Origin of the sequence: Bacteroides ovatus (genome assembly GCF_001314995.1) — a bacterium.
Lineage (GTDB): Bacteria > Bacteroidota > Bacteroidia > Bacteroidales > Bacteroidaceae > Bacteroides > Bacteroides ovatus.
In genome coordinates this window covers 1082890-1101825 of sequence record NZ_CP012938.1, presented here as the reverse complement: position 1 = coordinate 1101825, position 18936 = coordinate 1082890, and the positions used below count along the sequence as shown (strand labels likewise).

Genomic DNA, 18936 nt, shown 5'->3' with positions numbered 1-18936 from the left:
ATGAGAATCGGATTACTAACATATCATCATTCTGCAAACTATGGTGCAGTAATGCAAAGTTATGCAACGTGTCGAGCCCTAAAAGAACTAGGTCATGAAGTTGAATTTATAAATTTCCGGCAAGATGAAAAAAGATCGAATAGTTCGATAATCTTTTATTTTAAGATAAAAGCGTTTGATAGATTTATGGAAACATTTTATCCTAGTGAAACAAAGGTGATTCAATCTATGGACGACTTAAATGCAATAGCTTCAAATTATGATTGTTTAATGGTAGGCAGTGATCAAGTTTGGAATCCGGGGATCAGTCAGAGTAAATGCTTGGCATACTTCTTGGATTTTGGAGAATCTGACATTCGAAGAATCTCCTATGCTTCTAGTTTTGGAATTTCAAAATGGCCTGAACAATATCAGAGTTTACTACCGAGCATAAATAGCTCTCTTCATAGATTTTGTAGCATAAGTGTTAGAGAAGAGACTGGAAAATATCTTTTGAATAGCTTATTTAAACTCAACTCACAAGTAGTTTTAGACCCTACGCTATTACATGCTGACTATAATGAAATAACAGGAAGTATAGTGAATAATGATGAGGTGATTTGTTATTTACTCAATAGAGGTAAACTACAATTGGAGAAAACAATCAGGCTATCGAGATCTTTGGGTAAAACACCAAAAATGATTTCAACCATTAGACCTACATTTGGTTTTAGGTATGTTTATCCACCATCGATTGAGAATTGGATTAGGTATATTGCCGGAGCTAAATTTGTAATAACGGACTCTTTTCATGGATTAGCCTTCAGCTTGATTTACAATAAACAGTTTGTTGTGATATCTCCTAGTAATGGGAAAAATAGTAGATTAAAGGATTTACTTAAATCTGTGGGTCTTGAAGATAGATATTTTGATGAAAATGATCCAATTATATACCGTGAACTGCAAAATAAAAAAATAGATTACAATAAAGTGAATTCAAAGCTTGAAATTTTAAAGAAAGTTTCATGGGATTATCTTAAAAATGCTCTTCAATAGAGGTATAGGCTATGGAAAAGAAACGAATTTGCTACTTAGTGTCCTCGCTATGCAACGAAGGACCTGTCAATGTAATGTATAACATCATTAAGAATATTGATTTCTTAAAATTTGAAGTCTCTATTATTACATTTGTTCCAGAGAAAGAAACGACAAGAATGCATGATTTCTCAAAATTACCTATAAGTATATATCAACTTTCGAAGAATAAATTTCTGAATCCAATTTCATTATATTTAAGGCTAAAAGACACTGTTAATGAGATTGAACCGAATGTGTTACATGCTCATTGTCCGCGATCTTTATATCTTATGGCATTTCTTCCAAAGAAATTTATTAAGATATTCACTATTCACAATTATCCAAATGAGTTTCAGATTGTATTATATGGCAAAATTAAAGGTGAAATTGTTATTTTACTTGATCATATTTTCACTCGTTGGATAAAAAATGGGATTTGTTGTGCTCCCAATATTAGAGAAGATTATTTAACTAATAAAGGTTGGGATTTTAAATGTATTCCTAATGGTTCCTCTATGCCTGTTTGGAAGTATAATGACGATGAAAAATCAAAATATCGAAAAGAATTTGGATTGAAAGAGGGGATGAAATATTTCATTTTTATTAGTCGATTCTCACAAGAAAAGAATCCTGATATTATCATCCATGCGTTTCGTTTACTCGACAGATCAGACATTGGACTTGTGATGCTTGGTAAGGGCCCCATGTGGGATGAGCTTAAAAAACAAGAAAGTACAAATATCATAATGCCTGGTTTTTCAAACAGGGTTTATGATTATATAATTGCATCTGATTTTTATATATCGGCTTCCAATACAGAAGGATTGGCGAATACCTTGTTGGAAAGTATGAGTGTTGGACTTCCTATGCTTTTGTCTGATATTCCATCGCATAGAGCAGTAATGAATATGTTGGGAGATGATACAGGTATTCTCTACAATCAACACAATCAGAAAGAGTTGCTTGAAGGGATAACAAGAATACTGGAATTTGATAGTTTAAAGGCTTCAGAAAACATTCAATACGTTTACACTAAAGAGTTTACCTCTGAAGTAATGTCTAGGCGCTATCAAGAAGAATATATAAACCTTTTATAATGAGTAAAAAGTCTAAGAAAATTAATCATATACCTCATTAATGAAAAAGATACTAATTACAGGTGGAAGCGGATTTATTGGTACTAATCTGATAGAACATCTGTTAAAAAAAACAGATGCCGAACTTCTTACTTTCGATATTAATGAGCCTAAAATCGATTCTCACAATAGATTTTGGAAACGCGTGGATATTAGAGAGTATGAAGAGTTGAGGGAGAAAATTGTGGAATACAAACCGGATATAGTGATTCATCTGGCAGCTCGAACAGATTTAAGAGGCTTGACTTTGAAAGATTACGATGCCAATATGACTGGAGTAAGTAACCTGTTGAAAGCAATTGATGAAGCTGGTACAGTCCAAAAAGCAGTGTTTGCTTCATCAATGTATGTGTGTGAACCCGGATACATGCCTAAAGATTTTGAAGACTATGCGCCTCATACACTTTATGGAGAAAGTAAAGTTGAAACAGAAAGAAGAATAAAGAAGGCAAATCCGTCTTATACATGGAGCATTATAAGGCCCACATCAATCTGGGGACCATGGTTTGGAGAACCTTACGATAAATTTTTCCATATTGTGATGAATCGTATGTATTTTCATATGGGCAAGAAAGCTTGTAAAAAGACGTATGGATATGTTGACAATGCTATTTATCAAATAGAATCTATCTTGAAGGCGGAGTCTGAAAAAGTGAACAGAAATGTGTATTATCTAGGAGACTACGAAGCCTATTCTATCACAGATTGGGCTAATGAAATAGCAAATATCGAAGGTATTAAAATTCCTCATGTCCCTTATTTTTGCTTCCGATGGATGGGATATGTGGGGGATTGTTTAAAAAAAATAGGAATCGCTTTCCCTATGACTAGCTTCCGACTGCATAATATGACAACGAACAATGTTCATAATTTGGAGCCTATAAAATCAATAGCTCCTCATTTGCCGGTATCTAGGGTAGAGGGTACTAAGGTCACTTTAGATTGGATTCATAAATATGAGTAAAAGAGGCAGTATATGTTTTATTAATGGATAAAGCTATTTTTTATGAAAGTTTCAATTATAACTTCGTGCTACAATCGTGCAGCAACGATTAGGAGTGCTATCGAGAGTGTCTTAGCACAGGATTATAATGACATAGAGTTTATTGTGGTGGATGGCTCCAGTACGGATGGTTCGTTGGATATTATCCGAGAATATGTAGATCGAATTTCGATCATTATATCGGAACCTGACCATGGTATGTATGAGGCTATCAATAAGGGTATTCGTGTGGCTACGGGAGAGATAATTGGATTGCTGCATTCGGATGATTTTTTTTATGATAATGGGGTAATTGGGCGCATTGTAAAACGAATAAAACGGACACATGCTGATTTCTTATATGGTGATGGTCTCTTTGTGAATCCTGATAATACGAACAAAGTGGTGCGCAACTGGATTGGGGGAGGGTATCGTCTTTGGAAAGTGCGTCATGGATGGCTTCCGCTTCATCCCACTTGCTATATACGACGCGATGTAATGATGAGACTGGGGCTTTATAACGAGAGTTATAAAATTGCAGCTGATAGTGACCTATTGGTACGCTATCTGTTGACCGGTGGACTCACGGTGACATATCTCAATGAATATATCGTGCGGATGCGTATGGGTGGGCTTTCTACTGATAGTGCTAAACGTAAGAAGATGTGGGAAGAGGATATTAGGGTGTATGTCTCGCACGGATTATGGCCTACTTTGACCAAATTGGAAAAGATGGCTTGGAAAGTACCGCAATTTGTACTCGCATTACTGAAAAAATAGGTAATTATTCCAGATAAGAATTATAAAAATAAAGTGTATGCAGGAAGTCCAACGTTTTAACAAAGTCCTAAAATCTTTGGTCCTTTTTGGGGATCTTATTTTGCTGAACCTGCTTTTATGGGGATTTAATTTGTTTCTGGGTACCCGTTTCTGGTGTATTCATTGCGGTTCTATCTTTCAGGGTATGACTCTTATCACTCTGTGCTATTTACTTTGTAATATGCATTCAGGTGTTATTCTTCATCGTCCTGTGGTACGTCCTGAACAGATTATGATCCGTGTTTTACGTAACATGGTTCCTTTTGTCTTTTTATCGGTTTGTACGTTGCTTGTTTTTCATTTTCATTTTTCACATTCCCGATATTTCGGACTGTTTTATGTTGCTTTAATAATTGTTATTATCAGCTATCGTTTAATTTCCCGTCACTTTCTGGAGCTTTATCGAAAAAAGGGAGGAAATGTTCGTAAGGTCGTATTGGTTGGGAGCCATGAGAATATGCAGGAACTTTATCATGCGATGACGGATGATCCTACGTCTGGTTATCGTGTACTGGGTTATTTCGAGGATTTTCCTTCGGGTCGGTATCCACAGGAGGTTCCATATTTGGGACAACCCAATGAAGTAAGTGTTTTTTTAGAAAAACATGCGGGAGAGATTAATCAGCTTTATTGTAGTCTTCCTTCTGTGCGTAGTGCGGAGATTGTTCCTATTATTAATTACTGTGAAAATCATTTGGTCCGTTTTTTTAGTGTTCCTAATGTCCGTAACTATTTGAAACGTAGGATGCATTTTGAGTTATTGGGTAATGTTCCTGTGCTTTCCATTCGTTGTGAGCCATTGGAGTCATTGGAGAACCGTATTATCAAGCGTACTTTTGATGTCATTTGTTCAGGGCTATTTCTTATTACAGTCTTCCCGTTCGTTTATATATTCTTCGGAATTGCGATCAAGCTAAGTTCTCCCGGCCCTGTCTTTTTCAAGCAGAAACGCAGTGGTGAGGATGGTCGTGAATTCTGGTGTTACAAGTTTCGTTCGATGAAGGTTAATACGCAATGTGATACTCTTCAGGCCACGGAAAATGATCCTCGTAAAACACGTATCGGAGAGATTATGAGGAAGACTAGTGTGGATGAATTACCACAATTCATCAATGTGTTGAAGGGTGATATGTCTATTGTAGGTCCCCGTCCACACATGTTGAAGCATACGGAGGAATATTCTAATCTGATAAATAAGTTTATGGTTCGTCACTTTGTTAAACCTGGAATAACTGGTTGGGCGCAGGTGACTGGTTATCGTGGTGAGACGAAAGAACTCTGGCAGATGGAGGGTCGCGTGCAACGTGATATCTGGTACATAGAGCATTGGACTTTTTTATTGGATTTATATATTATGTATAAGACAGTGTATAATGCCATACGCGGAGAAAAAGAAGCATATTAAATAATTGACAATAAAAAGACGATAATAAAAACTTAGAAATTAAAGGGCGTTTAATTATGAATTTACGAATTATGATGAGAAGACTTAACAACAGAAATTTATGGCTACTATTGTTGCCATTCCTATTGACTGCTTGTCAGTCTTATAAAAAGGTTCCATATTTTCAAAATGTGGAAGTTGTGAACGAGGTAGAACAACAGGAAAAATTGTATGATGCCAAGATAATGCCAAAGGATTTGTTGACTATTGTGGTATCGTGCACTAGTCCTGAACTTGCGATACCTTTTAACCTGACAGTGGCCAGTAATGCTGGAATAGCTGTGAGTACTTCGTCTTATGTGACTACTCAACCTGTATTACAACCTTATTTGGTAGATAATGAAGGAAATATAAATTTTCCTGTATTAGGAGAATTGAAGTTAGGCGGCTTAACGAAAAGGGAAGCTGAACAGCTGATTATAGATAAATTGAAGCCTTACATGAAGGAGACTCCCATTGTAACGGTGCGTATGGTAAATTATAAAATATCTGTTATCGGCGAAGTTACCAGACCGGGTACTTTTACTATCTCTAATGAGAAAGTAAATCTGTTGGAAGCATTAGCCATGGCAGGTGATATGACAGTATACGGTCTTCGTGATAATGTGAAGTTGATTCGTGAGGACGCAAACGGCAAACAGCAAATTGTAACCTTGGATTTGAATAAGGCCGAAACCATTCTTTCACCTTACTATTGGTTACAGCAGAATGATATTGTTTATGTAACCCCTAATAAAGCAAAGGCTCGAAATTCGGATGTGGGCAACAGTACCAGTCTTTGGTTCTCTGCTACTTCTATTTTGGTATCTATCGTCAGCCTATTAGTAAATATTTTAAAATAATGATTTGCAATGAAAGAAACAGATTTCAACGAAGCACAAGAATCTAAGGAAGAAAATATAGACGTTAAGGAACTACTGTTTAAGTATTTGATCCACTGGCCTTGGTTTGTGGGTGCGGTTGTGGCGTGTTTGATTGCGGCATGGGTCTATCTTTATATATCCACTCCCGTATATAATATTTCCGCTACGGTTTTAATAAAGGATGATAAGAAAGGTGGTAGTGCCGGAATGCTTTCCGGGTTGGAGAGTCTGGGATTGGATGGTATGGTCTCTTCTTCGCAGAATATTGATAACGAGATTGAAGTTCTCCGTTCCAAGACTATCGTTAAAGAGGTGGTTGAAGATTTGGGGCTTTATATTTCCTATACGGATGAAGATGAATTCCCTTCCAGAAACACGTATAAGACTTCACCGGTACAAGTGAGTCTGACTCCGCAGGAAGCTGATTTGTTGGAGGAACCGATGATTGTGGAGATGGCATTGCAACCACAGGGAAGTATGGATGTGAATGTGAAGATTGCCGGTAATAAATATCAGAAACATTTCGAAAAATTGCCGGCTGTTTTTCCTACCGGCAAAGGGACATTGGCTTTTTTCCTGACGCCGGACTCGGTATTATCTTCTAAAAGGACATTGGAAGAAATTACAGATCCGGAAAAGACTACACGTAATATTACAGCAACAATTAATAGGCCTTTGGCTGTAGCGAAATGGTGTTGTAAGAATATGACTATCGAACCTACTTCCAAAACCACTTCTGTAGCTGTCATATCATTGAAAAATTCAAATGTACAGCGCGGCAAGGATTTTATCAATAAGCTGTTGGAGATGTATAATATCAATACGAATAATGATAAGAACGAGGTGGCGCAGAAAACAGCAGAATTTATCAATGAACGTATTAGTATTATTTCGAAAGAACTCGGTAGTACGGAAAAGGATCTGGAAAGTTTTAAGCGTGGAGCGGGTATTACAGATTTAACCAGTGATGCACAGATAGCTTTGACGGGTAGTGCTGAATATGAAAAGAAACGTGTGGAGAATCAAACCCAGATTAATTTGCTGCAGGATTTGCAGAAATATATGCAAAATGAAGGTTATGAGGTTTTACCTAGTAATATCGGGTTGCAGGATTTGAATCTTGCTGCTGCCATCAATCGATATAATGATGTGCTTGTTGAGAGAAAACGTTTGCTGCGTACATCAACGGAGAATAATCCTACTATTATAAATCTGGATACAAGCATTAGTGCAATGAAAGAGAATGTACAAGTCTCTTTAGATAGGGTGTTGCGTGGATTGTATATCACAAAAGCGGATCTGGATCGTGAAGCGAATCGTTATTCCCGTCGCATCAGTGAGGCGCCTGGACAGGAACGTGAGTTTGTGAGTATTGCTCGTCAACAGGAGATAAAAGCCGGGCTTTATCTGATGTTACTTCAGAAGCGTGAAGAGAATGCTATAACTTTGGCTGCTACTGCCAATAATGCAAAGATAATAGATGACGCTATAGCGGATGATGCTCCTGTGTCTCCTAGAAGTAAGATTACTTATTTGATCGCTTTGATATTAGGTCTTGGAATTCCGGTAGGGGTTATTTATTTACTCGAATTAGCTAAATTTAAGATTGAAGGTCGTGCAGATGTAGAGAAACTTACCAGTGCACCTATTGTCGGTGATATCCCATTGACTGATGAAAAACAAGGAGCTATTGCTGTATTTGAGAATCAAAACAACCTGATGAGTGAAACCTTCCGCAATGTCCGAACGAATCTTCAGTTTATGCTTGGAAATGACAAGAAGGTGATTTTGGTTACTTCCACAGTCAGTGGTGAAGGTAAATCCTTTATCTCTGGTAATCTTGCTATCAGTCTTTCTTTATTGGGCAAGAAAGTAGTAATCGTTGGTCTTGATATCCGCAAGCCAGGTTTGAATAAGGTATTCAATATATCAAAAAGAGAACAAGGTATAACTCAATATTTGGCCAATCCGGAAAAGAACTTGATGGATTTGGTACAGCTTTCCGATGTCAGTAAGAATCTCTATATTCTTCCTGGTGGAACAGTTCCTCCTAATCCGACTGAATTGTTGGCCCGTGATGGATTGGATAAAGCGATTGAGACTCTTAAGAAGAATTTTGAATATGTAATTCTGGATACAGCTCCTGTTGGTATGGTTACCGATACTTTATTGATAGGACGTGTGGCTGATTTATCTGTTTATGTATGTCGCGCGGATTATACTCGTAAGAATGAGTATACTTTGATTAATGAACTTATTGATGGAAATAAGTTACCTAACCTATGTACTGTAATCAATGGTTTGGATTTGAAGAAAAGAAAATATGGTTATTATTACGGTTATGGTAAATATGGTAAGTACTATGGTTATGGTAAACGATATGGCTATGGTTACGGATATGGAGAAACTAGCGATAATAAAGAGAAATAGAGTGCTTCAAAGTACTTTTAGAAAAAGTGAGATGAAGAATGTGTAGGTCCCTAACTTCATGCTACACACATGAAGATCCCTACATTTTGTGGTCAGGAAATACACAGCGGTGTATTCCTGATCAACGCCCTCATGTCGGTGTAAATCCGATGTGATTTCTATAATATCAACTGTCTGTGAAGATAGTTGATATTTTTTTTGTAATGCAATGACTGATGGATAATTTTTAGTAGCTTTGTGAAAAATATGATTGATATGGAAGATTTGCAAAGATTATATCCTATCGGGATTCAGACATTCTCGAAGATACGGGAGGGGAATTACCTCTATATTGATAAAACAGCATATGTTTATCGGATGACTCATTCGGCTTCCAGTTATATGTTCTTGAGCCGTCCACGACGTTTTGGGAAATCATTACTTACTTCTACGCTGCATAGCTATTTTTCCGGACGCAAGGACCTGTTTCACGGATTGGCTATGGAGAAACTGGAGAAGGAGTGGACGGAATATCCGGTACTTCACTTCGATATGAGTATGGCGAAACATGTGGATAAAGGAGGATTGGAACGTCTTCTTGATTTTATGCTTGCTGAATATGAACGTACGTTTGCTATTAACACAGTAGAGGGGGATGCCAATCTACGCTTAGTCAATCTTATTAAGCGTGCTTATGAGCAAACAGGTAAGAAGGTGGTTGTGCTTATTGATGAATATGATGCTCCTTTGCTTGATGTAGTACATGAACGGGAAAATCTGGATGTATTGCGTAACATCATGCGTAACTTCTACAGTCCGTTAAAAGCTTGTGATCCTTATTTGCGTTATGTATTTCTGACTGGTATTACTAAATTCTCACAACTAAGTATTTTTAGTGAGTTGAATAATATAAAGAATATTAGTATGGATGAGCCATACGCTGTTATCTGTGGAATTAGTGAAGATGAGATACGTTTGCAAATGAAGGATGATTTGGAAGGATTGGCAAAGAAATTGGGGATAACACCTGAAGAGGCTTTGATGAAATTGAAAGAAAATTATGATGGTTATCATTTCACTTCTCCTTCGCCCGATATATATAATCCTTTCAGTTTGCTAAATGCTTTTGCAGATGGAAAATTTGGATCTTACTGGTTTGGTAGTGGTACGCCTACGTATCTGATAAATATGTTGAAGAAGTTTGGCGTAGAACCTTCCGAAATTGGAAATAATAAGGTTTCGGTCGAGGATTTTGATGCACCAACAGAAAGGATGACAAGTATTATCCCTCTGTTATATCAAAGTGGCTGTATCACTATTAAGAATTATGATGAGGAATTAGACTTGTATACATTGAATATTCCTAATAAGGAAGTGAGAATAGGCCTAATGAAAAGTCTTCTTCCACATTATGTCGGTAGTAAAGCTCCGGAAACCACGACAATGGTGGCTTATCTTTCCCGCGATATCCGTAATTGTGATATGGATACTGCATTACGCCGTTTGCAAACGTTCCTGTCCACTATACCGCAATGCGATAATACGAAATATGAAGGACACTATCAGCAGGTCTTTTATATCATATTTAGTTTATTAGGGCATTATGTGGATGTGGAAGTTCGTACTCCTCGTGGACGGGTAGATATAGTACTTCGTACGAAGACTACATTGTATGTGATGGAACTGAAACTGGATAAAAGTGCGGGTGAAGCGATGGAGCAAATTGATTTGAAAAATTATCCGGAACGCTTTGCTTTATGTGGATTGCCTGTCGTAAAGGTGGCTGTCAGTTTTGATAGCGAACGGTGTACGATTGGGGACTGGGAGATTATAAATGCTTGATTATATCATTGATTTATAAGTCGCTATATACTTGATTGAATATAAAGAGTTCCGCAAGGAGCTTTTTTCTTTTCTATCCGGAATAAAAGCTTCACCTTTGCATTGTTGATCAACAAAACGTGAATAAATAAACTTGAATTTAAATCTTTAAAAAAACGTAGTATGAGTGTAATTTACAAAGTCATTACGCGGCCAACAGATCCGCGTGTTCCCAATTCTCCTAAGAGATATTATCCGCATCTGATCACTTTAGGTCAGTCCGTCAACCTGAAATATATTGCACAGAAAATGCAGGATCGTTCTTCGCTGTCTATCGGTGACATCAAGAGTGTAATCCAGAATTTTGTGGAAAAAATGAAGGAGCAGTTATTGGAAGGTAAGTCTGTGAATATCGAAGGTTTGGGTGTGTTTATGTTGACTGCCCGTTCGAAAGGTGCGGAGTTGGCGAAGGATATTAATGCTAAGAGTGTGGATAGTGTTCGTATCTTTTTCCAAGCCAATAAAGAGTTGCGTGTCACCAAAACTGCTACCCGTGCAGATGAGAAGTTAGATCTGATCAGTCTGGATGAATATCTGAAGAAAATTAGCGTTACTGTATCTCCGGAAGATCCCGAGAAACCGGATGAAGGCGAAGGTGGCGGAGATGAAGGTGGCGGTAGCGGAGAGGCACCGGATCCCGCAGCTTAATGTCTCGTTGATTAATAGCTGACGGTTAGAGTGTTCATTTAGTGTTTAATTTAAAAAGAGAAATGTCTATGAAAAAAACGTGGAGTATTATTTTGAAAGTGATTATTGCTGTTGCCGGTGCGATTGCCGGAGTGGTAGGTGTGCAGGCAGCAACCTTGTAATTGATTATCTTATAAATAGGTATATTTATGAATGAATAACAGGCGGGATTTTTCCCGCCTGTTTGTGTTTAGATATAATAAGAGGGTTGCTTTCTTGAAAAATGCTCTTTTTTGTTTTGTTTCATGCTATTTGTTAGGAGTATCGCTCTATATTTTAACAAAATAGAAATTATAATCAAACTCGTTGGCTGAATAGCGGATTTTATCTACCTTTGCATCTTAATTAAATGCGTCATTTTAAGCGAGAAAAAACATGATTCGAAAAATAATAAAAGCTCTTTGGATATTCTTGGCAGTCATAGTATTGGCTATTGTTATAGTCTTTGTCTCCATTTCAAAGGGTTGGATTGGCTATATGCCTCCTGTAGAGGAACTCGAGAACCCGAGCTATAAATTTGCAACAGAGATTTTTTCTGAAGATGAGAAAGTGCTTGGTACATGGTCTTACAGCAAGGAAAACCGGGTGTACACGGCTTACAAGGATTTGTCACCCAGTATTATCAATGCTCTTATTGCAACGGAAGATGTTCGTTTTGTCGAGCATTCGGGTATTGATGCCAAAGCGTTGTTCCGTGCGTTTGTGAAACGTGGTTTGATGTTTCAGAAAAATGCAGGTGGGGGTAGTACCTTGTCACAACAGCTAGCTAAACAGTTGTTTACGGAAAATGTGGCGAGAAATACACTTCAACGTCTTTTCCAAAAACCGATTGAATGGGTGATTGCGGTGAAACTTGAACGTTACTACACCAAAGAGGAAATATTGAGTATGTATCTCAATAAATTTGATTTTCTGAATAATGCTGTTGGTATCAAAACTGCTGCATATACCTATTTTGGCTGTGAACCGAAGGACTTGAAGATTGAAGAAGCAGCTACATTGGTGGGTATGTGTAAGAATCCGTCACTTTACAATCCGGTTCGTTTCAACGAACGTTCCCGTGGTCGTCGTAATGTGGTGCTCGAGCAGATGCGTAAAGCCGGATATATCACAGATGCAGAATGTGATTCTTTGCAGGCTCTTCCGTTGAAACTGACTTACAATCGTGTTGACCATAAAGAGGGGCTGGCTACTTATTTCCGTGAATATCTCCGCGGCGTCATGACAGCACCGAAACCGGTAAGAAGTGATTATCGTGGTTGGCAAATGCAGAAATTCTACGAAGATTCCATCGCTTGGGAAACTAACCCGTTATATGGCTGGTGTGCGAAAAACAAGAAGAAAGACGGTACAAATTATAACATCTATACAGATGGATTGAAGATTTATACAACTATCAATTCACGTATGCAGCAGTATGCCGAAGATGCTGTAAAAGAGCATTTGGGTGATTATCTGCAACCTATATTCTTCAAAGAAAAAGAGGGAAGTAAGAATGCTCCGTATGCACGATCACTACCGGAAAAACGAGTGGAAGAGTTGTTGACGAAAGCAATGAAACAAACGGAACGTTATCGCCTCATGAAAGAGGCGGGAGCTTCGGAACAACAGATTCGTAAGGCGTTCGATACACCGGAAGAAATGACTGTCTTTTCCTGGAAGGGTGATAAAGATACGATTATGACACCGATGGATTCCATCCGCTACTACAAATCTTTCTTGCGGACGGGATTTATGTCAATGGATCCGGCAAACGGACACGTGAAGGCTTATGTGGGCGGACCGAATTATGTATATTTCCAGTATGATATGGCGATGGTGGGACGTCGTCAGGTAGGTTCTACTATTAAGCCGTATTTATATACATTGGCAATGGAGAACGGATTTTCTCCTTGCGATCAGGCACGCCACGTAGAGCAAACTTTGATTGATGAGAATGGAACTCCCTGGACACCACGTAATGCAAATGATAAGCGTTATGGAGAAATGGTAACTCTGAAATGGGGATTGGCAAACTCCGATAACTGGATTTCTGCATATCTGATGGGTAAGCTGAATCCGTATGATTTGGTACGTCTGATCCATAGTTTCGGTGTACGTAATAAAGCAATTGATCCGGTGGTTTCACTTTGTCTGGGACCTTGTGAAATTTCTGTCGGTGAAATGGTCAGCGCATACACGGCTTTTGCCAATAAAGGAATCCGGGTGGCTCCATTGTTCGTTACCCGCATTGAGGATAGTGATGGCAATGTCATTTCTACTTTTGCACCGCAAATGGAAGAAGTGATAAGCGCCTCGAGTACTTACAAAATGTTGGTTATGCTGCGTGCCGTTATCAACGAGGGAACGGGTGGACGTGTTCGTCGATATGGAATTACCGCTGATATGGGTGGAAAAACAGGAACGACCAATGATAACTCCGATGCCTGGTTTATGGGGTTCACTCCTTCACTGGTATCCGGTTGTTGGGTAGGAGGGGACGAACGTGATATTCACTTCGGTAGAATGACCTATGGACAGGGTGCTGCTGCAGCTTTGCCTATCTGGGCAATGTATATGAAGAAAGTGTATGACGATCCGACCTTGGGATATGACCAACAGGAGAGATTCAAACTCCCTGAAGGGTTTGACCCGTGTGCCGGTTCGGAAACTCCTGATGGCGAAGTGATAGAAGAAGGGGGATTGGACGATCTTTTCAATTAAAGAAGTGCACAAGTATATTGTTTGCATAGGGAGTAATTACAATAGGAAAGAGAACTTGACTTTTGCCAGGCAGAAGCTGACAGAATCGTTCTCTTCTATATGTTTTGCTCCCGAACTGGAAACTAAACCTTTGTTTTTTAAGAATCCGGCCTTGTTTTCCAACCAAGTGGTTCTGTTCTTTTCCGATAAGGATGAAGAGGTGGTGAGGAAAACGCTGAAAGATATAGAACGGAGGTCCGGACGTCGTCCGGAGGATAAGAAAGAGGAGAAGGTTTGTCTGGATATTGACATGCTTTTATATGATAACAAAATATTAAAACCGGAGGATTGGCAAAGGGGATATATACAACAGTCATTATCTGCTTTCCATTCTTCATTATTTATTAAGTAGATGAAATTTCTTGGAATTATACCTGCCCGCTATGCATCCACTCGTTTTCCTGCGAAACCGTTGGCTATGTTGGGCGGAAAAACAGTCATACAACGTGTATACGAACAAGTGGCAGGCGTTCTGGATGACGCTTATGTAGCTACGGATGATGAACGCATTGAAGCTGCCGTTAAGGCGTTCGGGGGAAAGGTTGTGATGACTTCCGTTGACCACAAAAGTGGTACGGATCGTTGTTATGAAGCCTGTACCAAGATTGGAGGTGATTTTGACGTCGTAGTGAATATACAAGGAGATGAACCTTTTATTCAGCCTTCACAACTGGATGCGGTAAAGGCTTGTTTCGATGATGCAACCACGCAGATTGCTACGCTGGTGAAACCTTTTACTGCTGATGAAGCGTTTGCCGTACTGGAAAACGTGAATTCACCGAAAGTGGTAGTCAACAAGAACTGGAATGCACTTTATTTCAGCCGTTCTATCATTCCTTATCAGCGGAATGCCGAGAAACAGGACTGGTTGAAGGGACATACCTACTACAAGCACATCGGATTGTATGCTTATCGTACAGAAGTGCTGAAAGAGATTACCATGCTTCCACAGTCTTCTTTGGAACTGGCCGAATCTTTGGAGCAGCTTCGCTGGCTGGAGAACGGATACAAAATAAAGGTCGGCATCAGTGAGGTGGAAACTATTGGAATCGATACTCCACAAGACTTGGAACGGGCAGAAGAATTTTTGAAGAATAGAATCTAATCTTATGGATCGTACGATACAACCTGAAATACAAACCCTGAAAAACTTTCGTATACTTCCTCCCGTTCGAATGACGTTGCCAAACGGTATTCCGTTGACGGTTATTAATGCGGGTGAACAGGAAGTGGTACGCATAGATGTGCTTTTTGCCGGGGGACGCTGGCAACAGTCGCAGAAACTGCAAGCTCTGTTTACGAACCGGATGCTGCGTGAAGGTACAAAAAAATATACGGCTGCCACCATTGCCGAAAAACTGGATTACTACGGCTCATGGCTCGAATTGTCCAGTTCGTCGGAATATGCATATATCACTGTTTATTCGCTGAATAAGTATTTGGCGAAAACACTGGAGGTGGTGGAATCTATGATTAAAGAACCGCTTTTCCCGGAGAAGGAATTGCATACTATCCTTGATACCAATATCCAACAATATCTGGTCAATACTTCTAAAGTTGATTTTCTGGCACACCGCAGTCTGTTACAGTCGCTTTATGGCGAACAGCATCCATGTGGCAGAATAGTGGTGGAGGAAGATTATCATGCCATCACTCCGGAAGTGCTCCGTGAATTTTATGAACGGTATTACCATTCGGGTAATTGTTCTATATTCTTGTCCGGCAAGGTGACAGAGGATATTATCAGCCGGGTGACAGATACATTCGGCACTTCTTTCGGACAACATCAACAGCAGGTGTCGAAATTAAATTTTCCTTTTACTGCTGTTCCCGAAAAGAGAATTTTTACAGAGCGTGGGGATGCTATGCAGAGTGCTGTAAAGATGGGGTATACAACCATTACCCGTGATCATCCTGATTATCTGAAACTCCGGGTCCTGATGACTTTATTCGGAGGTTATTTTGGCAGTCGGCTGATGTCTAATATCCGTGAAGAGAAGGGATATACTTATGGTATTTCGGCAGGAATCATGTTTTATCCGGATAGCGGACTGTTGGCTATCTCGACAGAAACGGATAATGAATATGTGGAACCGTTGATACAGGAAGTGTATCATGAAATAGACCGTCTGCATCAGGAACCTGTGTCGGCGGAAGAACTGACTATCGTGCGCAACTATATGTTGGGAGAAATGTGTCGTAGTTATGAGTCTCCTTTCTCACTTTCGGATGCGTGGATCTTTATTGCTACTTCCGGTCTGGATGATGACTACTTTTCACGTTCTCTGCTGGCTGTGAATGAGGTTACTCCGATGGAAATACAGGATTTGGCACAGCGCTATTTGTGCAAAGAGACATTAAAAGAGGTCATTGCAGGTAAAAAGTTGTCATAAATTGCTTTCCGAAAGTGGGCTGTTTGGGATAGAAATTGTATCTTTGTCCAAATTGTAATTCTAAAATGAGTAACGACTAAAACCAATGAGGAAATATCTATATACTACACTTTTATTGGCTCTTCTTGCACAAGAGGGAGTGATGGCACAAGAAAATGAAGGAAAAAAAGGCGGATTTTTCGGAAAAATTAAAGATACATTCTCCACTGAAATAAAGATTGGCAACTATACTTTTAAGGATGGCAGTGTCTATACAGGAGAAATGAAAGGGCGAAAACCGAACGGAAAAGGAAAAACGGTTTTCAAAAACGGCGATGTCTTTGAAGGTGAATATGTGAAGGGGAAACGTGAAGGATATGGTATTTATATGTTTCCTGACGGAGAAAAGTACGAAGGACAGTGGTTCCAGGATCAGCAGCATGGAAAAGGTATCTATTATTTTATGAATAACAACCGTTACGACGGTATGTGGTATCAGGATTATCAGCATGGTGAAGGAACAATGTATTATCATAACGGTGATTTATATGTAGGTCATTGGGTGAATGATAAACGTGAAGGCGAAGGTACATACACTTGGGCAAACGGTGCTAAATATACCGGTCACTGGAAAAATGACAAAAAGAACGGCAAAGGTACCATGAACTGGGACGACGGCTGTAAGTATGAAGGAGACTGGAAAGATGATGTCCGTCACGGAAAAGGGGTATTTGAATATACCAATGGAGATAAATACGATGGTGATTGGGCGGATGATATTCAACACGGAAGAGGTACTTACTACTTTCACACGGGCGATCGTTATGAAGGTTCTTATCTCTTAGGTGAACGCACCGGTGAAGGAGTTTATTATCATGCTAACGGCGACAAGTATGTAGGTAATTTCAAAAATGGCATGCAAGACGGAAAAGGTACTTTTACCTGGGCGAATGGTGCCGTGTACGAAGGAAGCTGGAAAAACAATAAACGTGATGGCAGAGGAGTCTATAAATGGAGCAATGGCGATGTTTATGACGGTGACTGGAAAGACAACCGTCCCAATGGACAGGGTACTCTGAAAACCGTTGCTGGGATGCAATATAAAGGTGGCTTTGTTGACGGATTGGAAGACGGACAGGGCGTACAAATCGATAAAGATGGTAATCGCTTCGACGGATTTTTCAAACAAGGAAAGAAGAATGGTCCTTTTGTAGAAACAGATAAAGATGGAAAAGTAATCAAAAAAGGAACCTATAAATTCGGAAGACTTCAATAGATGATAGGTGATAAATGATAGTGGGCTGCGCATTGCGTGGCCTATTTTTTTGCATGTATGTACCAGGTGATGGAATAATGATAAATGGTATGGTACAAAGAAAAATGGATAATAACCCAAAGCGGTCATTATCCATTTTATAATTTCCTGTTGAAAGTAACTTCAACTATCAACTATCATTTATCACCTATCATCTATTAAATGATGTATTGTGAACTGATAGATTCGTTATTCATCACTCGTTTGATTGTTTCTGCAAACATATCAGCAATGCTTAACTGTTTTACTTTCGGGCATTTCTTTGCGTAAGGGATGCTGTCGGTAAATACCATTTCGGTTAGGGCAGACTCTTGTACACGGAAAGAAGCCGGATCAGACATTACGCAGTGGCTGGCGATGGCCCGTACAGATTTGGCACCGGCATCCAGCATGATGTTGGCTGCTTTGGTGATTGTTCCTGCTGTGTCTACGATATCGTCGATCAATACGACGTTTTTACCTTCTACGTCACCGATGATTTGCATAGATGCTACTTCATTGGCTTTTTCACGTGATTTGTTACAGAGTACCAATGGTACACCGAGGTATTTGGAGAAAGTGCTGGCACGTTTTGAACCTCCTACGTCCGGTGTAGCAATAACCAGATTTTCCAGTTGCAATGACTGGATGTAAGGGAGGAATACAGCTGATGCGTACAGGTGATCTACCGGGATATTGAAGAATCCCTGAATCTGGTCTGCATGCAAGTCCATCGTAATCAGGCGGTCGATACCTGCAACAGACAGCAGGTCGGCTACCAACTTAGCGCCGATAGATACACGGGGTTTGTCTTTTCTATCCTGACGTGCCCATCCGAAATAGGGGACTACAGCTACAACGCTCTTTGCAGACGCGCGTTTTGCAGCATCGATCATCAGGAGAAGTTCCATTAAGTTGTCTGAGTTAGGGAAAGTGGATTGAACCAGGAATACGTGTGCGCCACGAATTGACTCCTCATATGAAACTGCAAATTCGCCATCGGCAAAATGGGTAATGTTCATATTTCCCAGAGGACAATCCAGGCTTGCGCAGATTTTTTCTGCCAGATATCTCGAGTTCGTTCCCGAGAATACCATAAAGGGTGCTTTTTCGCTCATTTTGTAATAGATGTTACCTATTTGTTAATTTGCCTGCAAAGGTAGGAATTTCTCTTATTATTTAGAAGGACTTATTGTATAAAAAATATTTTTCTCTCCAACTTATCGGAAATATTTGTAGATTTGCTTTCTG

The 18936-nt window shown here is 39.4% G+C and carries 16 protein-coding genes; 15 read left to right on the top strand and 1 reads right to left on the bottom strand.

What is annotated here, in order from left to right:
- From Bovatus_RS04335 to Bovatus_RS04270, 15 genes are all read left to right on the top strand, one after another.
- A complete protein-coding gene (locus Bovatus_RS04335; RefSeq protein WP_032852501.1) occupies positions 1 to 1035 on the top strand; it encodes a polysaccharide pyruvyl transferase family protein in 1035 nt (344 codons plus the stop codon).
- Between the two features lie 74 nt (positions 1036 to 1109).
- Positions 1110 to 2153 carry a glycosyltransferase family 4 protein gene (locus Bovatus_RS04330; RefSeq protein ID WP_004295811.1) on the top strand — a complete coding sequence of 348 codons (1044 nt, stop codon included), beginning with the start codon at positions 1110 to 1112 and terminating at the stop codon, positions 2151 to 2153.
- Between the two features lie 40 nt (positions 2154 to 2193).
- Positions 2194 to 3156: an NAD-dependent epimerase/dehydratase family protein gene (locus Bovatus_RS04325; RefSeq protein WP_004295812.1), complete on the top strand. Its 963-nt coding sequence runs from the start codon at positions 2194 to 2196 to the stop codon at positions 3154 to 3156.
- A gap of 42 nt (positions 3157 to 3198) precedes the next feature.
- Positions 3199 to 3954: a glycosyltransferase family 2 protein gene (locus tag Bovatus_RS04320; RefSeq protein WP_004295813.1), complete on the top strand. Its 756-nt coding sequence runs from the start codon at positions 3199 to 3201 to the stop codon at positions 3952 to 3954.
- A 37-nt stretch (positions 3955 to 3991) separates the two neighbouring features.
- The gene (locus Bovatus_RS04315) at positions 3992 to 5398 is read left to right on the top strand and encodes an undecaprenyl-phosphate glucose phosphotransferase (protein ID WP_004295814.1); all 1407 of its coding nucleotides are present in this window, start codon (positions 3992 to 3994) and stop codon (positions 5396 to 5398) included.
- A 56-nt stretch (positions 5399 to 5454) separates the two neighbouring features.
- Positions 5455 to 6279 carry a polysaccharide biosynthesis/export family protein gene (locus Bovatus_RS04310; RefSeq protein ID WP_004308893.1) on the top strand — a complete coding sequence of 275 codons (825 nt, stop codon included), beginning with the start codon at positions 5455 to 5457 and terminating at the stop codon, positions 6277 to 6279.
- 9 nt (positions 6280 to 6288) lie between these two features.
- Positions 6289 to 8730: a GumC family protein gene (locus Bovatus_RS04305; protein WP_004295816.1), complete on the top strand. Its 2442-nt coding sequence runs from the start codon at positions 6289 to 6291 to the stop codon at positions 8728 to 8730.
- A gap of 246 nt (positions 8731 to 8976) precedes the next feature.
- On the top strand, positions 8977 to 10551 hold the full coding sequence (locus Bovatus_RS04300; RefSeq protein ID WP_004295817.1) for an ATP-binding protein: 1575 nt from the start codon (positions 8977 to 8979) through the stop codon (positions 10549 to 10551).
- Between the two features lie 162 nt (positions 10552 to 10713).
- Complete coding sequence (locus tag Bovatus_RS04295; protein ID WP_004295818.1) at positions 10714 to 11238, top strand: HU family DNA-binding protein; 525 nt, start codon at positions 10714 to 10716, stop codon at positions 11236 to 11238.
- A gap of 68 nt (positions 11239 to 11306) precedes the next feature.
- A complete protein-coding gene (locus Bovatus_RS25440) occupies positions 11307 to 11399 on the top strand; it encodes a smalltalk protein (RefSeq protein WP_004295819.1) in 93 nt (30 codons plus the stop codon).
- 253 nt (positions 11400 to 11652) lie between these two features.
- Positions 11653 to 13980, top strand: coding sequence for a transglycosylase domain-containing protein (locus tag Bovatus_RS04290; protein ID WP_004295820.1), 2328 nt, complete (start codon positions 11653 to 11655; stop codon positions 13978 to 13980).
- Positions 13981 to 13984: 4 nt separating this feature from the next.
- Positions 13985 to 14371: a 2-amino-4-hydroxy-6-hydroxymethyldihydropteridine diphosphokinase gene (locus tag Bovatus_RS04285; RefSeq protein WP_004295821.1), complete on the top strand. Its 387-nt coding sequence runs from the start codon at positions 13985 to 13987 to the stop codon at positions 14369 to 14371.
- Positions 14372 to 15124, top strand: coding sequence for a 3-deoxy-manno-octulosonate cytidylyltransferase (kdsB, locus tag Bovatus_RS04280; RefSeq protein WP_004295822.1), 753 nt, complete (start codon positions 14372 to 14374; stop codon positions 15122 to 15124).
- Positions 15125 to 15128: 4 nt separating this feature from the next.
- Positions 15129 to 16412: a M16 family metallopeptidase gene (locus Bovatus_RS04275; RefSeq protein WP_004295823.1), complete on the top strand. Its 1284-nt coding sequence runs from the start codon at positions 15129 to 15131 to the stop codon at positions 16410 to 16412.
- A gap of 85 nt (positions 16413 to 16497) precedes the next feature.
- Positions 16498 to 17667: an MORN repeat-containing protein gene (locus tag Bovatus_RS04270; RefSeq protein WP_004295824.1), complete on the top strand. Its 1170-nt coding sequence runs from the start codon at positions 16498 to 16500 to the stop codon at positions 17665 to 17667.
- A 197-nt stretch (positions 17668 to 17864) separates the two neighbouring features.
- Here the strand turns inward: Bovatus_RS04270 and Bovatus_RS04265 are convergent, their stop codons facing one another.
- Positions 17865 to 18803 carry a ribose-phosphate pyrophosphokinase gene (locus Bovatus_RS04265; protein ID WP_004295826.1) on the bottom strand — a complete coding sequence of 313 codons (939 nt, stop codon included), beginning with the start codon at positions 18801 to 18803 and terminating at the stop codon, positions 17865 to 17867.
- Between the last annotated feature and the right edge of the window lie 133 nt (positions 18804 to 18936).

Bases quoted from the DNA above. Each gene is read 5' to 3' on its own strand.
- Bovatus_RS04335 (WP_032852501.1), top strand. From the start codon at position 1: ATGAGAATCGGATTACTAACATATCATCATTCTGCAAACTATGGTGCA.
- Bovatus_RS04330 (WP_004295811.1), top strand. From the start codon at position 1,110: ATGTATAACATCATTAAGAATATTGATTTCTTAAAATTTGAAGTCTCT.
- Bovatus_RS04325 (WP_004295812.1), top strand. From the start codon at position 2,194: ATGAAAAAGATACTAATTACAGGTGGAAGCGGATTTATTGGTACTAAT.
- Bovatus_RS04320 (WP_004295813.1), top strand. From the start codon at position 3,199: ATGAAAGTTTCAATTATAACTTCGTGCTACAATCGTGCAGCAACGATT.
- Bovatus_RS04315 (WP_004295814.1), top strand. From the start codon at position 3,992: ATGCAGGAAGTCCAACGTTTTAACAAAGTCCTAAAATCTTTGGTCCTT.
- Bovatus_RS04310 (WP_004308893.1), top strand. From the start codon at position 5,455: ATGAATTTACGAATTATGATGAGAAGACTTAACAACAGAAATTTATGG.
- Bovatus_RS04305 (WP_004295816.1), top strand. From the start codon at position 6,289: ATGAAAGAAACAGATTTCAACGAAGCACAAGAATCTAAGGAAGAAAAT.
- Bovatus_RS04300 (WP_004295817.1), top strand. From the start codon at position 8,977: ATGATTGATATGGAAGATTTGCAAAGATTATATCCTATCGGGATTCAG.
- Bovatus_RS04295 (WP_004295818.1), top strand. From the start codon at position 10,714: ATGAGTGTAATTTACAAAGTCATTACGCGGCCAACAGATCCGCGTGTT.
- Bovatus_RS25440 (WP_004295819.1), top strand. From the start codon at position 11,307: ATGAAAAAAACGTGGAGTATTATTTTGAAAGTGATTATTGCTGTTGCC.
- Bovatus_RS04290 (WP_004295820.1), top strand. From the start codon at position 11,653: ATGATTCGAAAAATAATAAAAGCTCTTTGGATATTCTTGGCAGTCATA.
- kdsB (WP_004295822.1), top strand. From the start codon at position 14,372: ATGAAATTTCTTGGAATTATACCTGCCCGCTATGCATCCACTCGTTTT.
- Bovatus_RS04275 (WP_004295823.1), top strand. From the start codon at position 15,129: ATGGATCGTACGATACAACCTGAAATACAAACCCTGAAAAACTTTCGT.
- Bovatus_RS04270 (WP_004295824.1), top strand. From the start codon at position 16,498: ATGAGGAAATATCTATATACTACACTTTTATTGGCTCTTCTTGCACAA.
- Bovatus_RS04265 (WP_004295826.1), bottom strand. From the start codon at position 18,803: ATGAGCGAAAAAGCACCCTTTATGGTATTCTCGGGAACGAACTCGAGA.